A 14,616-nucleotide genomic window follows, 5' to 3' on the forward strand; every position below is an offset into this window, starting at 1 on the left:
GGCGCGATTCGACGGCCTGGCGGTTCTTCAATACTTTGGCGGGATCAGATCGTTCCGAACAGCGCGCGCGGACGGTCCTTGAGCGTTCCCGTCAACAGCCGTAGCGCGCTCACCAGTTGATCGCGGCTCGTCGCGCACGCGAGGTTGATCCGCACGCCGTGTTCGATTTCGGAACGGTCGACGGCAAACGCCGACGACGGCATCACCACCACGCCGCGCGCCTTCGCATTCGCGGCGAAATCATCCGCACGCCACGGCGGCGGCAACTTGAGCCAGACAAACATGCACGCCGGATCGGTTTGCAGCAGCTCCTGCGGCAGCAGCTCGCGCGCGAGATCCTGGCGCGCGCGAATTTCGGCGAGTTGCGCGTCCATGATGTGGCGCGCGGTGCCGTCCTCGATCCAGATCGACGCGATCAGCATGGACATCGGCGCGGGCATCCATGCGGTGGTGCGCACCGCCTCCGCGCAGAGCGCGGAACTGTCTGGCGGGCTGAGCAGATAGCCGAGCCGCAGCCCAGGCGCGAGGATCTTCGAGGTTGCGCCGATATGAAACGTCAGCTCAGGGCAAAGACTCGCGATGGTCGGCAAGCGCTGCGATACCAGCGGCCCATAGACGTCGTCCTCGATGATCGCCACGCCGTGCCGTCGGGCAATGTCGACGAGCGCCATGCGGCGCTCGAGGCTCATCGTCGTGACAGTCGGGTTCTGCAGATTGGGCACCGTGAAGATGGCCTTTACCGGCATACGCCGGCAGGCGGCTTCGACCGCATCGGTCAGCAGGCCATCGCGGTCGCTCGGAATGCCGACGATTTCGAACTGGAAAACCGGCGCGAGCGCCTTCAGGCCGTAGTAGGTGAGTTGATCGGCGAGGATCACGCCGTCCGTGCCGATCAGGCTGTTCAGCACGGCGTACAGGCCGTGCTGCGCACCGCTTGTCACGACCACGTGATCGGGTGCGGGCGTAAAGCCCGGCGCGGCGATCCAGCGAGCGCCGGCGGCGCGCGCCCATGTCGGCCCTTGTGGCGGCTGGTATTCCTGCAGTTGCGGGTAGCGCGGATCCTGCGGCAACTCCGCGAGCGTGCGCGCGAGGCAGGTGAGAAATTCGCCGGTGGCCGGCCGGTTGACGGTCAGATCGATCGCCGCGTTGTTCAGCGCCCGCGCGGGCTCGACGCTCGGCATCGCGCCGCCGGTGACGAGCGAGCCGCGCCGTTTGCTGCCGATCACCAGCCCGCGCAGCTGCAATTCCTTGTAGGCGCGCGACACCGTCGACACGTTGATGCCCAGCTCAGTCGCGAGTTGCCGCTGCGGCGGCAGACGGCTGCCGGGCGGATAAATGCCGCTGCGAATCTCGTTCTCGATCGAGCTGGACACCTCGACATACGTGGAGCGCTTCGCTCGCGCCGGCGCACCGTTGGCGCGTTGCGCCGCGTCTTTGCCAGAAGCCATGAGTCAGATGTCTCCATACAAAATCGTCTTTGTCCGCAGTTTTGCGGATGTGTGCCGATTCTATACCACACAAGCCCGACTGCAAGCCTCAACCGATGGGGCGTCCGGCAGACAGCGGCGCCGCCGCGACACGCCGCAAGGACCGCGCCAATCACCATCCAGGGAAAATGCCAGGGCCACACAAGACTCGTTTTAATTGCACACAAAAAAATATTGTGTGATTCTATGTGTCAGAGTTTGTCCGCAGAGTTGGTCCGCGGAGTTGGTCCGATTAGGGTGCTTTGAGGCATCGCCAGGGCGTGTCCTGGCACTGTCAGCTGGAGTTTTTCCCATGAGCATTGTGCCGTTCGCCGTACCCGAGGCCGCCCCGAAACCCGGCGCCGTCAGCGGATCTCTGTCGCGGATCGGCGCATCAGCGTTGGACGGGTGCAAGTAATGCCGGATATCGCCATCGTCGGAGCGGGATTCATCGGCCTCGCGAGCGCCGCGGCGCTGATGCGCGACGGTCATCGCGTCACGCTGTTCGATCCGTCCGGCGTGGGGCAGGGCGCGTCGTTCGGCAATGCCGGGACCTTCGCGCACTACGCGTGCATCCCGGTCAACAACCCGTCCGTGTTCCGCGATCTGCCGCGCTTCCTGTTGTCGAAGAACAGTCCGTTCAGGCTGCGTTGGCAGTATCTGCCGCATCTGGCGCCGTGGCTCGTGCGCTTCATGGTGAGTTCGCTGCCGCGCCGCTATGAAGCGAGCGCCGGCGCACTCGCCGCGTTGCTCGCGCTTGCGCAGGAGGGCTACGCGCCGCTGCTGGCGGATCCGGAACTCGCGCGTTTCGTCCGGCCGCGCGAGTGTCTTTATCTGTATTCGAATGCGGCTTCGTTCGACGCCGCGGGTGCCGCGCTCGATCTGCGCCGCCAGCTCGGCGTGGCGTTCGACGTGCTTGCCGGCGCGGACATCCGCGGGCTCGAGCCGTCGCTGGCGCCCATTTTCGAGCGCGGCGTGCTGTTCAGCGACAGCTGGCATTTTTCCGATCCGCGGGGCTTTTTGCAGGCGCTTTATGAGCGGCTTGCCGCGCAAGGGCTGGCGTTGGATCACTCGGCGGTCAGCGTGGTGCAGCCGTCGGCCGATGGCGTGAGACTGAAGGTCAACGGCGCCGCGCGGCCCTTCAGCCACGTCGTGATCGCGACCGGCGCGCACTCCGCGCAGTTCGCCAGACAATGCGGCGACGTAGTGCCGCTCGATACCGAGCGCGGTTATCACGTGCGCTATCCAGGCGCGCAGCAGCTGATTTCACGGCCGGTCGGCTGGGCCGAGCGCGGCTTTTACATGACGCCGATGAGCGACGGCATTCGGGTCGCGGGCACCGTCGAACTCGGCGGCTTCAGCGACACGCGTAATCGCTCGCTGCTCGACCTGCTGACGTTCTCGTCGAAGCGCGCGTTGCCCGCGCTCGATACGCCCGACAGCAGTTGGCTCGGTTTTCGGCCGACCTTGCCGGACGGCTTGCCGGTGCTCGGACGTTCGCGTGCAAGCGACCGTGTGATCTACGCATTCGGCCACCAGCATCTTGGCTTGACGCTGGCTGGCGTGAGCGGGCGTATCGTCGCCGATCTGATTGCGCGGCGTGAGCCCCCACTCGATCTCGCGCCGTACGCGGCCACACGTTTCTAGATTTCGCGGAGGGATTCGCAGCATAGGTTCAAATTTCACAGCGGGCATCGCAGGACGGTTTCGACGCGTCGCGCATCGAACCGGTCGATCACCACAACGCGCGACGTGACATCTCGCAAGGAGCGCATCATGAATCGCCGCTATTGGCTTTTGACACTGGCCGTCTGCGCACTCGGCACGCACGTGCCGATTTCGTGGGCTGCCGATCCGGAAGTCGTCAAGATTGGTTTTGTCGGACCGTTGACCGGCCCGGTTGCCCGGGTCGGCAAGGATTTGCAGTACGGTGCGCAACTGGCGCTCGACGAAGAGAACGCCAGGCATCCCACGATCGGCGGCAAGCCGGTCAAGTTCGTGCTCGACGTTCAGGATGACCAGGCGGATCCGCGCGTGGCGATTCAGGTCGCGCAGAAACTGGTGGATGACGGCGTGGTCGGCGTGATCGGCCACTACAACTCGGGGTGCAGCATTCCGGCCTCGACGGTCTACCATCAGGCGAACGTTGCGATGATTACGCCGGGTTCGACTAATCCGCAGCTGACGAAGCAGGGTTACAAGAACGTGTTTCGCACGATGGGGCATGACGGCATCGGCGGCGTGGTGGCAGGGCACTTCGTGGTCGAGCAGATGAAGGCGAAGCGCATCGGCATCATCGACGATCGCACGGCATTCGGGCAAGGACTCGCGGACGCCTTCGAGAAAGGCGCGAAAGAAGCGAACGGCAACATCGTGGACCGCGAATTCACCAACGACAAAGCGGTCGATTTCCGCGCGATCCTGACGACGCTCAAGAGCAAGAACGTCGATCTGATTTTCTTCGGCGGCCTGGATGAACAGGGCGCGATGCTCGTCAAGCAGATGCGCTCGCTCGGCATGCCCGCGCAGTTGTTCGGCGCGGGTGCGTTGAAGAGCAATGCTTTCCTGCAGATTTCCGGCACGGCGGGAGACGGTACGCAGGATCTGGAGCCGGGTCCGGCGCTGGACAAGCTGCCGGCCGCGCAGGAGTTCGGCAAGCGCTACAAGGCGCGCTTCAATCAGGATGTCGAACTGTACGCGCCGTTTGCGTATGACGCCGCGCTCGCGATGATCAAGGCGGTTCACGGCGCCGATTCGCTCGACCGCGCGAAGATCGTCGATAACCTGTCGAAGGTCAGCGTGACGGGCGTGACGGGCAAGATCACATTCGATCCGTACGGAGACCTGATCAAGCCGCCTTACACGCTGTTCCAGGTCCAGCAGGGACAATGGAAGAGCGTGAAGACGGTGGGCGGCAGCGGCGTCTAGTGTCGCGCGTGTTAAACCGTGCGGCGGGCGGCGGCGCATCCACGGCGTATTTGCCGCTGAGCACGCCGCGCGCCAGCGGGCTGTACGACACGCCCAGACCGTAGTGATGCGCCGCCGCCGGCAATTGCTCGACCTTCGCCGCGCGGTCGACGAGGTTATACAGCGGCTCGCTGGCGACCGGCCGGTCGCCTGAGCGCGATTCATGAATAGCGCATGAAAACCTGAACAACACCTTGACAGCGGAAAATCATCGCCTATAGTTCGCCATATGGTGAAGTCTCCAGTCAGTCAACTCGATCGTACTTTTTCTGCGCTTGTGGACCCCACACGCAGGGCGATTCTCGCGCGTCTCGAGCGGGAGCCCGGCTTGTCGATCACTGAGATCGCCCGTCCGCTGCCGCTCAAGCTCCCCGCGGTCATGAAGCACCTCGATGTGCTGAGCGACGCGGGCCTGGTGTCGCGCACCAAGCGTGGACGAACTGTTTCGGTGGAATTGATCGCCGGCCCGATGGAAGAGGCGATGGCCTGGCTGAAGCGCTACGAGCGGTTCTGGTCCGCGAGCCTCGATCGACTCGCCGGCTTTGTTGAGGAGGATGACGAATGATCAAGGAGCAGCCGAGCCTGACCATTGTCCGGCGCATCAAGGCGTCGCCGGCGAAGGTCTACGCAGCATGGACCCAGCCCGAACTGATGGTGCGGTGGTGGGGACCTGACGGCGGACCGGTGTTGAGCGCCGAAGCCGACCCGCGCGTCGGCGGCCGCTTCCGCGTCGTGTTTCAGACGCTGGACGGCGAAACGCACGATTGCCGCGGGGAATACAGGGAAGTCGAAGCGGACCGCAAGCTCGTCTTCACGTGGGAGTGGGTCACCATGCCCGAGCGCCGGTCGCTCGTGACGATCCGGCTGCGTCCTGTCGCGGAAGGCACCGAACTCGACTTTACCCATGCCCAGTTCTTCGACGAAGTCGCTCGCGACGCCCACTACGTCGGCTGGAACGGCGCGCTCGACAAGCTCGAAGCGCTCTTCGCCTGACTGGAAGAGACCGGTGATGCAAGCGCATCCCGTGCGGTGCTTCGCGAGGCCGCAACAGATGATCTTCAAATCAGATGCAACTCATATAGAGGTCGACGATGAAGCTCTACTACGCTGAAACCCTGGCTCCCCGGAAAGCATGCGCTGTTGCCAAGTATCTCGGTGTGCCGATGGAGTATGTCTTTGTCGACCTGAAGAAAGGCGAACAGAACGCGCCTGGCTATCTGGCGATCAACCCGAACGGCAAGGTTCCATGTCTGGTTGACGGCGACAGGAGCATCTGGGAGGCCGACGCTATCATCTGCCATCTGGCGCAGCGCACGGGTTCAGGTCTCTGGCCGGAAGGCGCGCGCCAGACCGATGTCGTGCGTTGGCTCAGCTGGAATAGCCAGCATTTTTATCGGCATGGCGGGTCGCTTTACTTCGAATACCTGATCAAGCCGCAGCTCGGGCTCGGCGACCCTGATCCGTCAGCGGTGGCGCAAGGGCAGGGCATGTTTCGCAAGTTTGCCGGCGTGCTCGATCAGCATCTCAAGGGCCGCAAGTGGCTTGTCGGCGATGACCTCACGGTGGCCGACTTTTCCGTCGCAGTGACGCTTCCCTACGCGAAACGGGCGGCGATGCCTCTGGACGAGTTTCCGGAGGTCCGGCGCTGGCACGATCAGCTCAACGCAATCGACGCATGGCGGGAGCCGTTTCCGGCGAGAACGGCGGCAAACGCGTGAGCTTCCGCCAGGCGGGTCCTAACCCCGCCCATACTTCGGAAAGGATTGAAACATGGAAACGCACAGCGTTGTGTCGCTTGATGAATGGGTCAAGGCGCGGGTCGCATTCCTTGCCAGGGAAAAGGAACTGACGCGTCGCAAGGACGCGCTCGCCGCCGAGCGGCGCGAGCTGCCCTGGATGAAAATTGAAAAGGAGTATGTATTCGATGGGCCGGACGGACCGGTTACGCTGTCGGACCTGTTCGATGGACGCAGCCAGCTCTTCATCAAGCACTTCATGATGGGCCCAGGCGTCGAGCATCAGTGCGTCGGGTGTTCGCTCGAGGTGGACCATATCGGTCCGCTGCTGCCGCACCTCGAGAACAACGACGTGAGCTATGTCGCCGTCGCACGGGCGCCGATCGCCGAAATAGAGGCGGTGCGCCAGCGTATGGGATGGCGCTTCCGGTGGGTGTCTTCCTCGCGCAGCGACTTCAACTACGACTTCCATGTTTCCTTTACGGCCGAGCAGATCGCTTCAGGCGAAGCGCTCTATAACTTTCAGCCGGCGCCGGACTGGGCCGCGGGATTGCAGGATCTCTCGGGCGACAGCGTTTTCTTCAGGAACGCAGCGGGCGAGATCTTCCTGACCTATTCGACCTTTTGCCGTGGCGGCGAGCAGTTCCTTGGGATTTACGGGCTGCTGGACGTGTTGCCGAAGGGGCGCAACGAGAACGGTCCGTTTCACTCCCTGGTCGACTGGGCCCGGCCGCACAACATGTATGGCCAGGGCGGAGTAGTCGAAGGCAACGGCCGCTATCAGGCCCCGGCATGCGCCTGCGGCGCTCACGCTCATACATAGGCTGAGCGATGTGCTGCGCGATTGTTGCACTTGCAATGACCTTGCTGGTCGCCTGGCGAACCAGATTCAGGACGTGGCTGGTTCGCGGCGCCCGGCTGCGCCGGATAGCGATCGCATTCATCGCGGTTGGCGCCGCCGCTGGCTCCGTATTGGCTGCCAGTCAGTTCGGGAATGCTCCCGGCGGGCAAGCGGATCCCAGGACGACGCTCGACACAATGCCGGTCTGTGGCCGACTAGCCGCATTGGCCCGGTCGGCCCGGATGGCCGGTGTTTTCGCTTTATCGCGCTCCGTGGCGTCTCAACGTCGCGGCAAGGACGGGACGTCTGCCGGATCGCCCTGAAGGCGCATGGCGTTGCCTACCCCATGGGCCGCACGCCGAACAACCATCCGTGAAGTAAGAATGCAAACAACGCCCATGCGATCAGTCCGGAGACGATAACCATGCCGTCGCGCGCCACGTTGGCCGGCGGGTAGGTGGTCCCGGCGAGCAGGTCGCGTCGCCGCGCGGCGATGAAATCGACGATTGCCCAAAGCAGGAACGCGCCGAACAGCACGATGGCCGACAACGTGCCGTTCGCCAGCAAATGCGCGAAGGCCCACAGCAGCACGCCCAGGACCATCGGATGACCGAGCAGCGTCTTGAAGTGATTGTTCGGGACATGCGCGGCAGGCAGCAGGATGAACGCGATGGCGACCAACGGCATCGCCACGGGCCGCGCCCATGTCGGCGGAATCCATACGGACACGGGATGCGCGCGCGCCAGTCCGTAGCCCCAGATGATCAGCACGAGCCCGATGCCCGAAGCGATGGAGTAGATGCCCTTCCAGCGCTTCTCGCCGATACGTGCGATCTGCGCGCTGCGCCAGTCGTCGGCGACAATGCGCACCGAATGCACGCCCAAGAAGATCAGCAATCCCAGGATCAGTATTGTCATGTCGGGCTCCACCGTGGATCGATTTCAGTTCGGTTTGTCTTGAGCGGGCGGGACATCGCCGATCTTCACCGCCGGCCGTGAAGGCTGATCGCGAAGCTACCATACCTGGTAGAAAGCGTAGGTGAAATTTACGCGCAGCGCTCGAACATGATAGTCGGCGAGGCGTAGCCGCCTGACACGCTATTGTCATGATGCGCCGCCGTACTCGTGTACCGCAGGTGGGTTCCAGTGGCTTTCGAGCGAGGTTTTCAGATCGGAGGCGGGCACCTGCGGCGGCTCGAAAGTGGACTGGATCATGTGCATGGAACTGTCCATTTCAACGACGCTTGCACTTTCCTAGAATGGTCGCGCGCTCAACTACAAGGACTTTGCATGCTGAAAATACTTGGGAAGGCATCCTCCATCAATGTTCGCAAAGTGCTTTGGACGTGTGCCGAGCTGCAACTTCCTTTCGAACAGGAGAATTGGGGCGTGGGGTTCAGATCGACCGACACGCCTGAATTTCTTTCCCTGAATCCCAATGGCCTCGTGCCCGTCATCAAGGACGAGGACCTGGTCCTCTGGGAATCCAACTCGATCATTCGCTACCTTGTGTCCCGCTACGGCGGCGAGCATCTTTATCCGGCCGATCCGCTGGCGCGTGCCCGCGTCGATCAGTGGATGGACTGGCAGGCAACGGACCTGAATCGTTCATGGAGCTACGCGTTTCTCGGTCTGGTCAGGAAGTCGCCCGCTCATCAGGATCGCAACGAGATCAGTCTGTCGTGCCGGAATTGGTCGAGGCACATGGGCATACTGAATGGGCAGCTTGAGGCGACCGGGGCATTCGTTGCCGGCGAGCGATTTTCGCTCGCCGACATACCGGTGGGGCTGTCCGTGAACCGTTGGTTCAGCACCCCGTTAGAACGTCCTCATTTCCCGGCGGTGTCCGACTATTTCGAACGCCTGGCGCAACGCCCGGGTTTCGCCGCCTATTGCGGGAACGGGCTACCGTAACCGGCAACGCAAGCTGGCAGTATCGGCAGTGAGCGCGGCATGCGAGCCGGCCGTCAGCGCAACGACGCAGCGAGCTTAGCGAATGTGCGTTCATCCGTGCGATCGAAGGCAAGCGGGGTCACCGACACACGTCCCGAGGCCACGACAGCCGTTTCGCTATCAGGGTCGTCCGCGCGCGCACCGCGCTGGAAACGCAGCCAATGATAGGCAAAGCCACGCGGATCGACCTGCGGCAGCACCTCGATATCCTCGACGAGCCCGACGCCTTGCTTGGTCGGCGTGAGCGGGCCGGCAGCGGCGGCGTCGACATCGGGGAAATTGATGTTCAGGCAGGTCGGGACATCGTGTTCGATCGCGAGCAACTGACGGATCACGCCCGGCGCAAGTGTTCGCGCGGTGTCCCAGCGCACCTTGTCGCGATCGCTGAAAGTCTGGCTCAATGCGAACGACGGCAGGCCGAGCAACAGACCCGTCATGGCCGCGCCGACCGTGCCGGAGAACATCGTCTCCACGCCGAGATTGCCGCCGCGATTGACGCCGGAGAGAACGAGCGTGGGCGGCGCGTCGCGCATCAGATGCCGCACGCCCATCACGACGCAATCGCCGGGCGTGCCCACGACGCCGAAACGCCGCTCGCCCTGGCGGCTGACGCGCAGCGGCGAATGCAGACTGATCGAGTGCGACGTGCCGCTCTGATCATGCTCGGGCGCGACCACCCAGACTTCGTGCGCGAGCTCGGCGGCAACCGCTTCGAGCACGGCGAGACCGGGCGCGTCGATACCATCGTCGTTCGTCAACAGCGCCCGCGGTACTTTGGATTCATAGGCAGACATCGCTGCAATCTCCTCTCGATCGGTCAACGGAAGCCCCATTATCCGGCTATCAGGAAGGGCGTGGTGCGCAGCGAGCGGCCGACGAGGGCATCACGGCGGATATCGTCGGCGTGAGCCGCTCGTCGACCGACTCGCAGATTGTCGGCGCGGTGGGTATCCGTCACCGCTTCTAAGCGGTCGGTGTAGCAGTCAGCAGTCAGCAGAAAAGCCCGCGTTTTGCGGGATTTTCTGTTTTTTGAGCACCTGTGTTGACGATGCTGCTCAGCCCCGGGCTCAGCCCCAAGCGTCACAGACGCCCAACCTATCCACCGTTGCCGAACAGCGACGTCTGCTTGGCCGATCGTGACGGTTGCCGTGCGGGTTGCGCCTGCGTTTCGTCGCTGCCCGTAGCCGCATTCATGTCCAGCGAAGTCTGTCCGGATTCGAGCGACAGCAGAAATTGCTTGGCCGCCAATCCGCCGGCGAAACCCGTCAGATCGCCGGAAGCGCCGATCACGCGATGGCAGGGCGCGACGATGGAGAGCGGATTCTTGCCATTGGCCGCACCAACCGCCCGCACGGCCTTGAGGTCCCCGATCTGCGCGGCGATTTCCTTATAGCTGCGCGTTTCGCCGAACGGGATCGTCAACAACGCGTCCCAAACCTTTTTCTGGAAGCCGGTCCCTTCGAAATCGAGCGCCAGGTCGAACTGGTTTCTCGTGCCGGCGAAATATTCGTTCAGTTGCCGCTCGGCTTCGATCAGGATCGGACGATCGTTGGCTTCGACCATCTGATGCAGACGCACCCGGTTCGGCTTGTCGTTCTCCCACAAAATCGCGCTCAACCGGTCGCCTTTTGCAACGAGCTTCAGCTTGCCGACGGGAGAGTCCATCAACTTGTACGCGTAGATCATTTTGCTCAACTCCTGGCTGGTTGGCGGCGCAGATGGCGGGCCGCCCACGCGGGTTCGTGAACCCGCGATGAAATCGTGCCGATAGCCGATAACTTAACCCGCGGATTGTCTGGAGGCGCGCCGGATCTTGCTATTCAATTCCTCGCGTCGGCCTTCAGTGCGTGTCCGGATACTAACGCGAGGTGACCAGGCGAGGTGACCAAAATTCGCTCGCCACCTCGCGCTGTCGCGGTGGCCGCGCGCGCCGCGGATTAGAATCGATACCCAGGGCACGATGCCCACCGGCAACCCGGATATCTTCTCTACGATTGTGACAACCACACTTGAACAACTGCGGGCCGGACAACTGGCGGGTACCCGACGCCTCAAACTGGCTTGCGGACTGACCGAATTTCCGCGCGAGATTTTCGATCTGTCCGACACGCTGGAAATCCTCGACCTGTCCGGCAATGCGCTCTCGACGCTGCCCGCGGATTTGCCGCGACTGAGCAAGCTGCGCATCGTCTTCGCCTCCGACAACCTGTTCACCGAACTGCCTGAAGTTCTCGGGCAATGCTCGCAATTGAGCATGATCGGCTTCAAGGCAAACCGCATACGCAAGGTGTCAGGCAGATCGCTTCCCGCTCAACTGCGCTGGCTGATCCTGACCGACAACGAAATCGAAACGCTGCCTGCCGAAATCGGCAACTGCACCCAGCTACAGAAGCTGATGCTTGCCGGCAACCGGTTGCAGACCTTACCCGAGACGCTGGCCGCCTGCACGCGGCTCGAACTTCTGCGCCTCGCGGCCAACCAGTTGAGCGAGTTGCCCGCGTGGCTGCCGAGTCTGCCACGGCTTTCCTGGCTCGCGTATGCCGGCAATCCGTTCGGCGCAGCGCGGGAGACCGCGGCGCTGACCGACACGCCGATCGCCGAGATTCACTGGGGCACCTTGAGGCTCGAGGAGCCACTGGGCGAGGGCGCTTCCGGTGTCATCTACCGTGCGGCGCTTCTGCGGACGGCGAGGGACGCGTCTCGCTCGGTGGCCGTCAAGTTGTTCAAAGGCGCGGTGACGAGCGATGGTTTGCCGGACTGCGAGATGGCGGCTTGCATCCGTGCCGGCGATCATCCGAATCTGATTCCGGTAGTGGGCAAAGTGAAGGACCATCCGGCGGGCGCGCACGGGCTCGTCATGGAACTGATCGATCCGCAATACAGCAACCTTGCCGGGCCGCCGAGTCTGGAATCGTGTACGCGCGACATCTACGGTCCCGACACCCGTTTCGATCTGACTTCCGCGTTACGCATCGCACATGGCATCGCTTCGGCAGCTTGTCATTTGCATCGGCAAGGCGTCATGCACGGAGACCTGTATGCCCACAATATTCTGCATTGCGGACAAGGCCGGGCGTTGCTGGGCGATTTTGGCGCGGCCTCTTTCCACGCGCCTGAAGATCCGGCGCTCGGGCTTGCGCTTCAGCGGCTGGAAGTGCGGGCGTATGGCTGTCTGCTCGAGGAATTGATGGATCGATGCGATGTGCGGGACGAGGCGCACGGCATCGTGACGAAGCTCGAAACACTGAAGGCGGAGTGCCTGAGTGAGGACGTGGGCAGCAGGCCGTTGTTCGATGAGATCGCCTCCCGTCTGTCTGCGCTGGCGGGTTCTGCCGAAACGGAGTAATGCATGGCTCCTTCAGTCGAGTCAGTACAATGTCGCGGCGTTTTTATGTGAAGGCGCGGCGACCGTTCGCAAGCCTGGGCAAGGAGGAGAGAGAAGCAATGACTCAAAGGATGCGCCGCCGTGTGCTGGTTGCCGGCACGCTTGCAGCGGCCGGCCTGGCAGGCGCGGCTCGCGCCGATGCGATGCAGGGCGGCAAGTTGACGGTTGCGCTCGTGTTGAAGTCTCTTGCCGACCCGTACGCCGTGGCGATGGCGAGCGCCGCGCAGAATTACCAGAAGCACTTCGCATCGCAGTTCGATCTGACGGTTCGAGGAACCGCAGCGGAAACCGATACGCCAGCCCAGATCCGCATCGTCGACGAAATGATCCGTGCGAGGATGAACGCGATCGTGATCGCACCGACTGATTCGAAAGCGCTGACGCCCGTCGTCGCGCGGGGCGTCAAAGCGGGCATCATCATGATCACCATCGACAACTCACTCGACGAGGCATCCCAGCGCGCCGCGGGCATCACCGTGCCGTTCGTCGGTCCGAACAACCGCAAAGGCGCGTTGGAAGTGGGCAACTATCTGGCCCGCAGACTCAAGGCGGGCGACGAGGTCGGGATCATCGAAGGCATTTCCGCCGACCGCAATGCGCAGCAGCGCACCGCAGGCAGCAAAGAGGCGATGCGCGCGGCAGGCATGGAGATCGTCGCCGTCCGCTCCGGCGAGTGGGACGCCGGCAAAGGCAAGGCGGCGGCATCCAGGATGTTGAGCGAACATCCGCGGCTGCGCGCGTTGCTGTGCGGCAACGACAATATGGCGATGGGCGCGGTCGAGGCCGTGCGCGATGCGGGCAGAACCGGCAGCGTCTACGTCACCGGCTACAACAATATCGACGCCATCAAACCGCTGCTCGCGCGCGGCCGGGTGCTCGCGACGATGAACCAGTTCGCCGACCGGCAGGCCGTGTTCGGCATCGACGTCGCGCTCAAGGCCATCGCCGAAGGGAAAAAACAGAGCGAGTTGTCGCGCTTCATCGAGACGCCGCTGCAACTGGTCACGCAAGAGAACCTTTGAGCGACTGTTGATTGCAGTCGCGTCGCAGGTCGACTCGCGCTGTCAGCGGGGCGGGCCGTCTGTGTCGCCTGGCTCGATCAAGGGAAGCGCCAGGCGCTGCTCGCAATGCGCCCTGTCGGCAATCGCGCCCATGATCAGTTCGCCGATGATCTTGCCCGACGCGTGCCCGGTAGGCTGCACGACCGAGGTCACCGTGTACGGGAAAGCAACATCGGGCGGCACGCCGTCGTAGACGATCAGGGAGATGTCCGTGCCGATCTGCCTGCCGCTGTCGACAATGGCACGAAACGCGCCCGTGCCCGCAATGTTGTTGTCGATCAGCACCGCTGACGGCGCATCGGCGCAGTTCAGCAGGGCGCGCGTTGCTTCGTAGCCTCCCGTTCTGTCGAACGTGCATTCGACGATCAGCGATGCCTCCGGCTCGATATTCGCCTCGCGCAATGCGCTCAGGAAACCAGCGCGCCGTTGCGCCGCAAAGCTGATGGTCTGCGGCGCGCTGACCATGGCGATTCTGCGGTGCCCGAAATCGATCAGGCGCTGGGTCGCCGCGCGGGCGCCTGCTTCATTGTCGAAATCGAACCATCCGTAGGGCACCGGGCTGTTGGTGCGGCCGTACGCGATAAACGGGAAATTCTCCTCCTGGAGAAAGCGGATACGCGGATCGTCCATCAGCGTACGCGCCACGACCAGGCCGTCCACCAGCTTGCCTTCGACAAGGCGGCGGTACGTCTCGAGTTCCGCATTCGGCCGCGCCGAGACGATAAAGAGATCGAGCCCCTTCGCGCCAAGACTTTCCGTCATGCCGGCAACCACCTCGCCAAACCGGGGATCGCCGAGATCGCACGCCCCAAACGGATAGACGATGCCCACGGCCTCCGCGCGGCCGGTTGCGAGGCGGCGCGCCGTCGGGTCCGCGTGATAGCCCAGCTCTTCGGCGGCTTTTCTGACCCGTTCGCGGGTCGCTTCGCTGACATCGTCGTAGCCGTTCAGCGCCCGGCTGACGGTGGTGCGCGAAAGACCGAGCGAGCTGGATAGCGTTTTTAAATTGACCTTCACCGTGACACCCTCGTGAACCCCGTTTCCGGCTGCCAGCAAGGCCTGGCAGGCCGCCCCGTGCCGAAACACACGGCATGTTACATGGCTTGCGCAAACGTTTGACTTCCAAACCGGTTTGGCTTAGCATCCAAACCGGTTTTGTTGCGAAATCTTACAGGTTCTCTCCTCACCCATAAGGACGCGGTCACGA

At 63.2% G+C, this 14,616-nt stretch carries 14 protein-coding genes and 1 pseudogene; 9 read left to right on the top strand and 6 right to left on the bottom strand.

Features of this window, described 5'->3' with window-relative positions; all coding sequences use genetic code 11:
• Positions 1-44 precede the first annotated feature (44 nt).
• The gene (locus DLM46_RS11690) at positions 45-1,448 is read right to left on the bottom strand and encodes an aminotransferase-like domain-containing protein (protein WP_115100907.1); all 1,404 of its coding nucleotides are present in this window, start codon (positions 1,446-1,448) and stop codon (positions 45-47) included.
• Between the two features lie 435 nt (positions 1,449-1,883).
• Here DLM46_RS11690 and DLM46_RS11695 point away from each other — a divergent pair, with 435 nt between their 5' ends.
• Together DLM46_RS11695 and DLM46_RS11700 are read left to right on the top strand one after the other, a co-directional pair.
• Positions 1,884-3,113, top strand: a complete 1,230-nt coding sequence (locus DLM46_RS11695; protein ID WP_115100908.1) for an NAD(P)/FAD-dependent oxidoreductase — start codon at positions 1,884-1,886, stop codon at positions 3,111-3,113.
• A 129-nt stretch (positions 3,114-3,242) separates the two neighbouring features.
• On the top strand, positions 3,243-4,394 hold the full coding sequence (locus tag DLM46_RS11700) for a branched-chain amino acid ABC transporter substrate-binding protein (RefSeq protein ID WP_115100909.1): 1,152 nt from the start codon (positions 3,243-3,245) through the stop codon (positions 4,392-4,394).
• Here the strand turns inward: DLM46_RS11700 and DLM46_RS40185 are convergent.
• A pseudogene (locus DLM46_RS40185) lies at positions 4,369-4,581 on the bottom strand (aldo/keto reductase); the annotation flags it as partial. The gene DLM46_RS11700 and the pseudogene DLM46_RS40185 overlap by 26 nt on opposite strands.
• An 81-nt stretch (positions 4,582-4,662) precedes the next feature.
• Between DLM46_RS40185 and DLM46_RS11710 the strand changes: the two are divergent.
• The 4 genes from DLM46_RS11710 (at position 4,663) to DLM46_RS11725 (ending at position 6,992) form a co-directional block, all read left to right on the top strand.
• A complete protein-coding gene (locus tag DLM46_RS11710) occupies positions 4,663-4,998 on the top strand; it encodes an ArsR/SmtB family transcription factor (RefSeq protein ID WP_115100910.1) in 336 nt (111 codons plus the stop codon).
• Complete coding sequence (locus DLM46_RS11715) at positions 4,995-5,426, top strand: SRPBCC family protein (RefSeq protein WP_425273975.1); 432 nt, start codon at positions 4,995-4,997, stop codon at positions 5,424-5,426. Before DLM46_RS11710 ends, DLM46_RS11715 begins: the two co-directional genes overlap by 4 nt.
• 98 nt (positions 5,427-5,524) lie before the next feature.
• Positions 5,525-6,151, top strand: a complete 627-nt coding sequence (locus tag DLM46_RS11720) for a glutathione S-transferase family protein (protein ID WP_115100911.1) — start codon at positions 5,525-5,527, stop codon at positions 6,149-6,151.
• A gap of 52 nt (positions 6,152-6,203) precedes the next feature.
• Entirely contained in the window at positions 6,204-6,992 is a 789-nt protein-coding gene (locus DLM46_RS11725) for a DUF899 domain-containing protein (protein ID WP_115100912.1), read from the top strand.
• Between the two features lie 357 nt (positions 6,993-7,349).
• Here the strand turns inward: DLM46_RS11725 and DLM46_RS11730 are convergent, their stop codons facing one another.
• Positions 7,350-7,928, bottom strand: a complete 579-nt coding sequence (locus tag DLM46_RS11730) for an NnrU family protein (RefSeq protein ID WP_115100913.1) — start codon at positions 7,926-7,928, stop codon at positions 7,350-7,352.
• A gap of 372 nt (positions 7,929-8,300) precedes the next feature.
• Between DLM46_RS11730 and DLM46_RS11735 the strand changes: the two genes are divergently transcribed.
• A complete protein-coding gene (locus DLM46_RS11735; protein WP_115100914.1) occupies positions 8,301-8,924 on the top strand; it encodes a glutathione S-transferase family protein in 624 nt (207 codons plus the stop codon).
• 53 nt (positions 8,925-8,977) lie between these two features.
• On the opposite strand, the gene surE is transcribed toward DLM46_RS11735, so the two are convergent.
• Together surE and DLM46_RS11745 are read right to left on the bottom strand one after the other, a co-directional pair.
• Positions 8,978-9,757, bottom strand: coding sequence for a 5'/3'-nucleotidase SurE (surE, locus tag DLM46_RS11740; RefSeq protein ID WP_115100957.1), 780 nt, complete (start codon positions 9,755-9,757; stop codon positions 8,978-8,980).
• Between the two features lie 301 nt (positions 9,758-10,058).
• Positions 10,059-10,649, bottom strand: coding sequence for a methylated-DNA--[protein]-cysteine S-methyltransferase (locus tag DLM46_RS11745; RefSeq protein ID WP_115100915.1), 591 nt, complete (start codon positions 10,647-10,649; stop codon positions 10,059-10,061).
• 310 nt (positions 10,650-10,959) lie between these two features.
• On the opposite strand from DLM46_RS11745, the gene DLM46_RS11750 reads away from it, so the two are divergent.
• The gene (locus DLM46_RS11750) at positions 10,960-12,309 is read left to right on the top strand and encodes a leucine-rich repeat-containing protein kinase family protein (protein WP_115100958.1); all 1,350 of its coding nucleotides are present in this window, start codon (positions 10,960-10,962) and stop codon (positions 12,307-12,309) included.
• A gap of 98 nt (positions 12,310-12,407) precedes the next feature.
• Positions 12,408-13,370 carry a substrate-binding domain-containing protein gene (locus DLM46_RS11755; RefSeq protein WP_115100959.1) on the top strand — a complete coding sequence of 321 codons (963 nt, stop codon included), beginning with the start codon at positions 12,408-12,410 and terminating at the stop codon, positions 13,368-13,370.
• Between the two features lie 42 nt (positions 13,371-13,412).
• Here the strand turns inward: DLM46_RS11755 and DLM46_RS11760 are convergent, their stop codons facing one another.
• On the bottom strand, positions 13,413-14,426 hold the full coding sequence (locus DLM46_RS11760) for a substrate-binding domain-containing protein (RefSeq protein ID WP_115100960.1): 1,014 nt from the start codon (positions 14,424-14,426) through the stop codon (positions 13,413-13,415).
• Between the last annotated feature and the right edge of the window lie 190 nt (positions 14,427-14,616).

Origin of the sequence: Paraburkholderia lacunae (assembly GCF_003353175.1) — a bacterium.
In the GTDB taxonomy this organism is placed as follows: Bacteria; Pseudomonadota; Gammaproteobacteria; order Burkholderiales; family Burkholderiaceae; genus Paraburkholderia; species Paraburkholderia lacunae.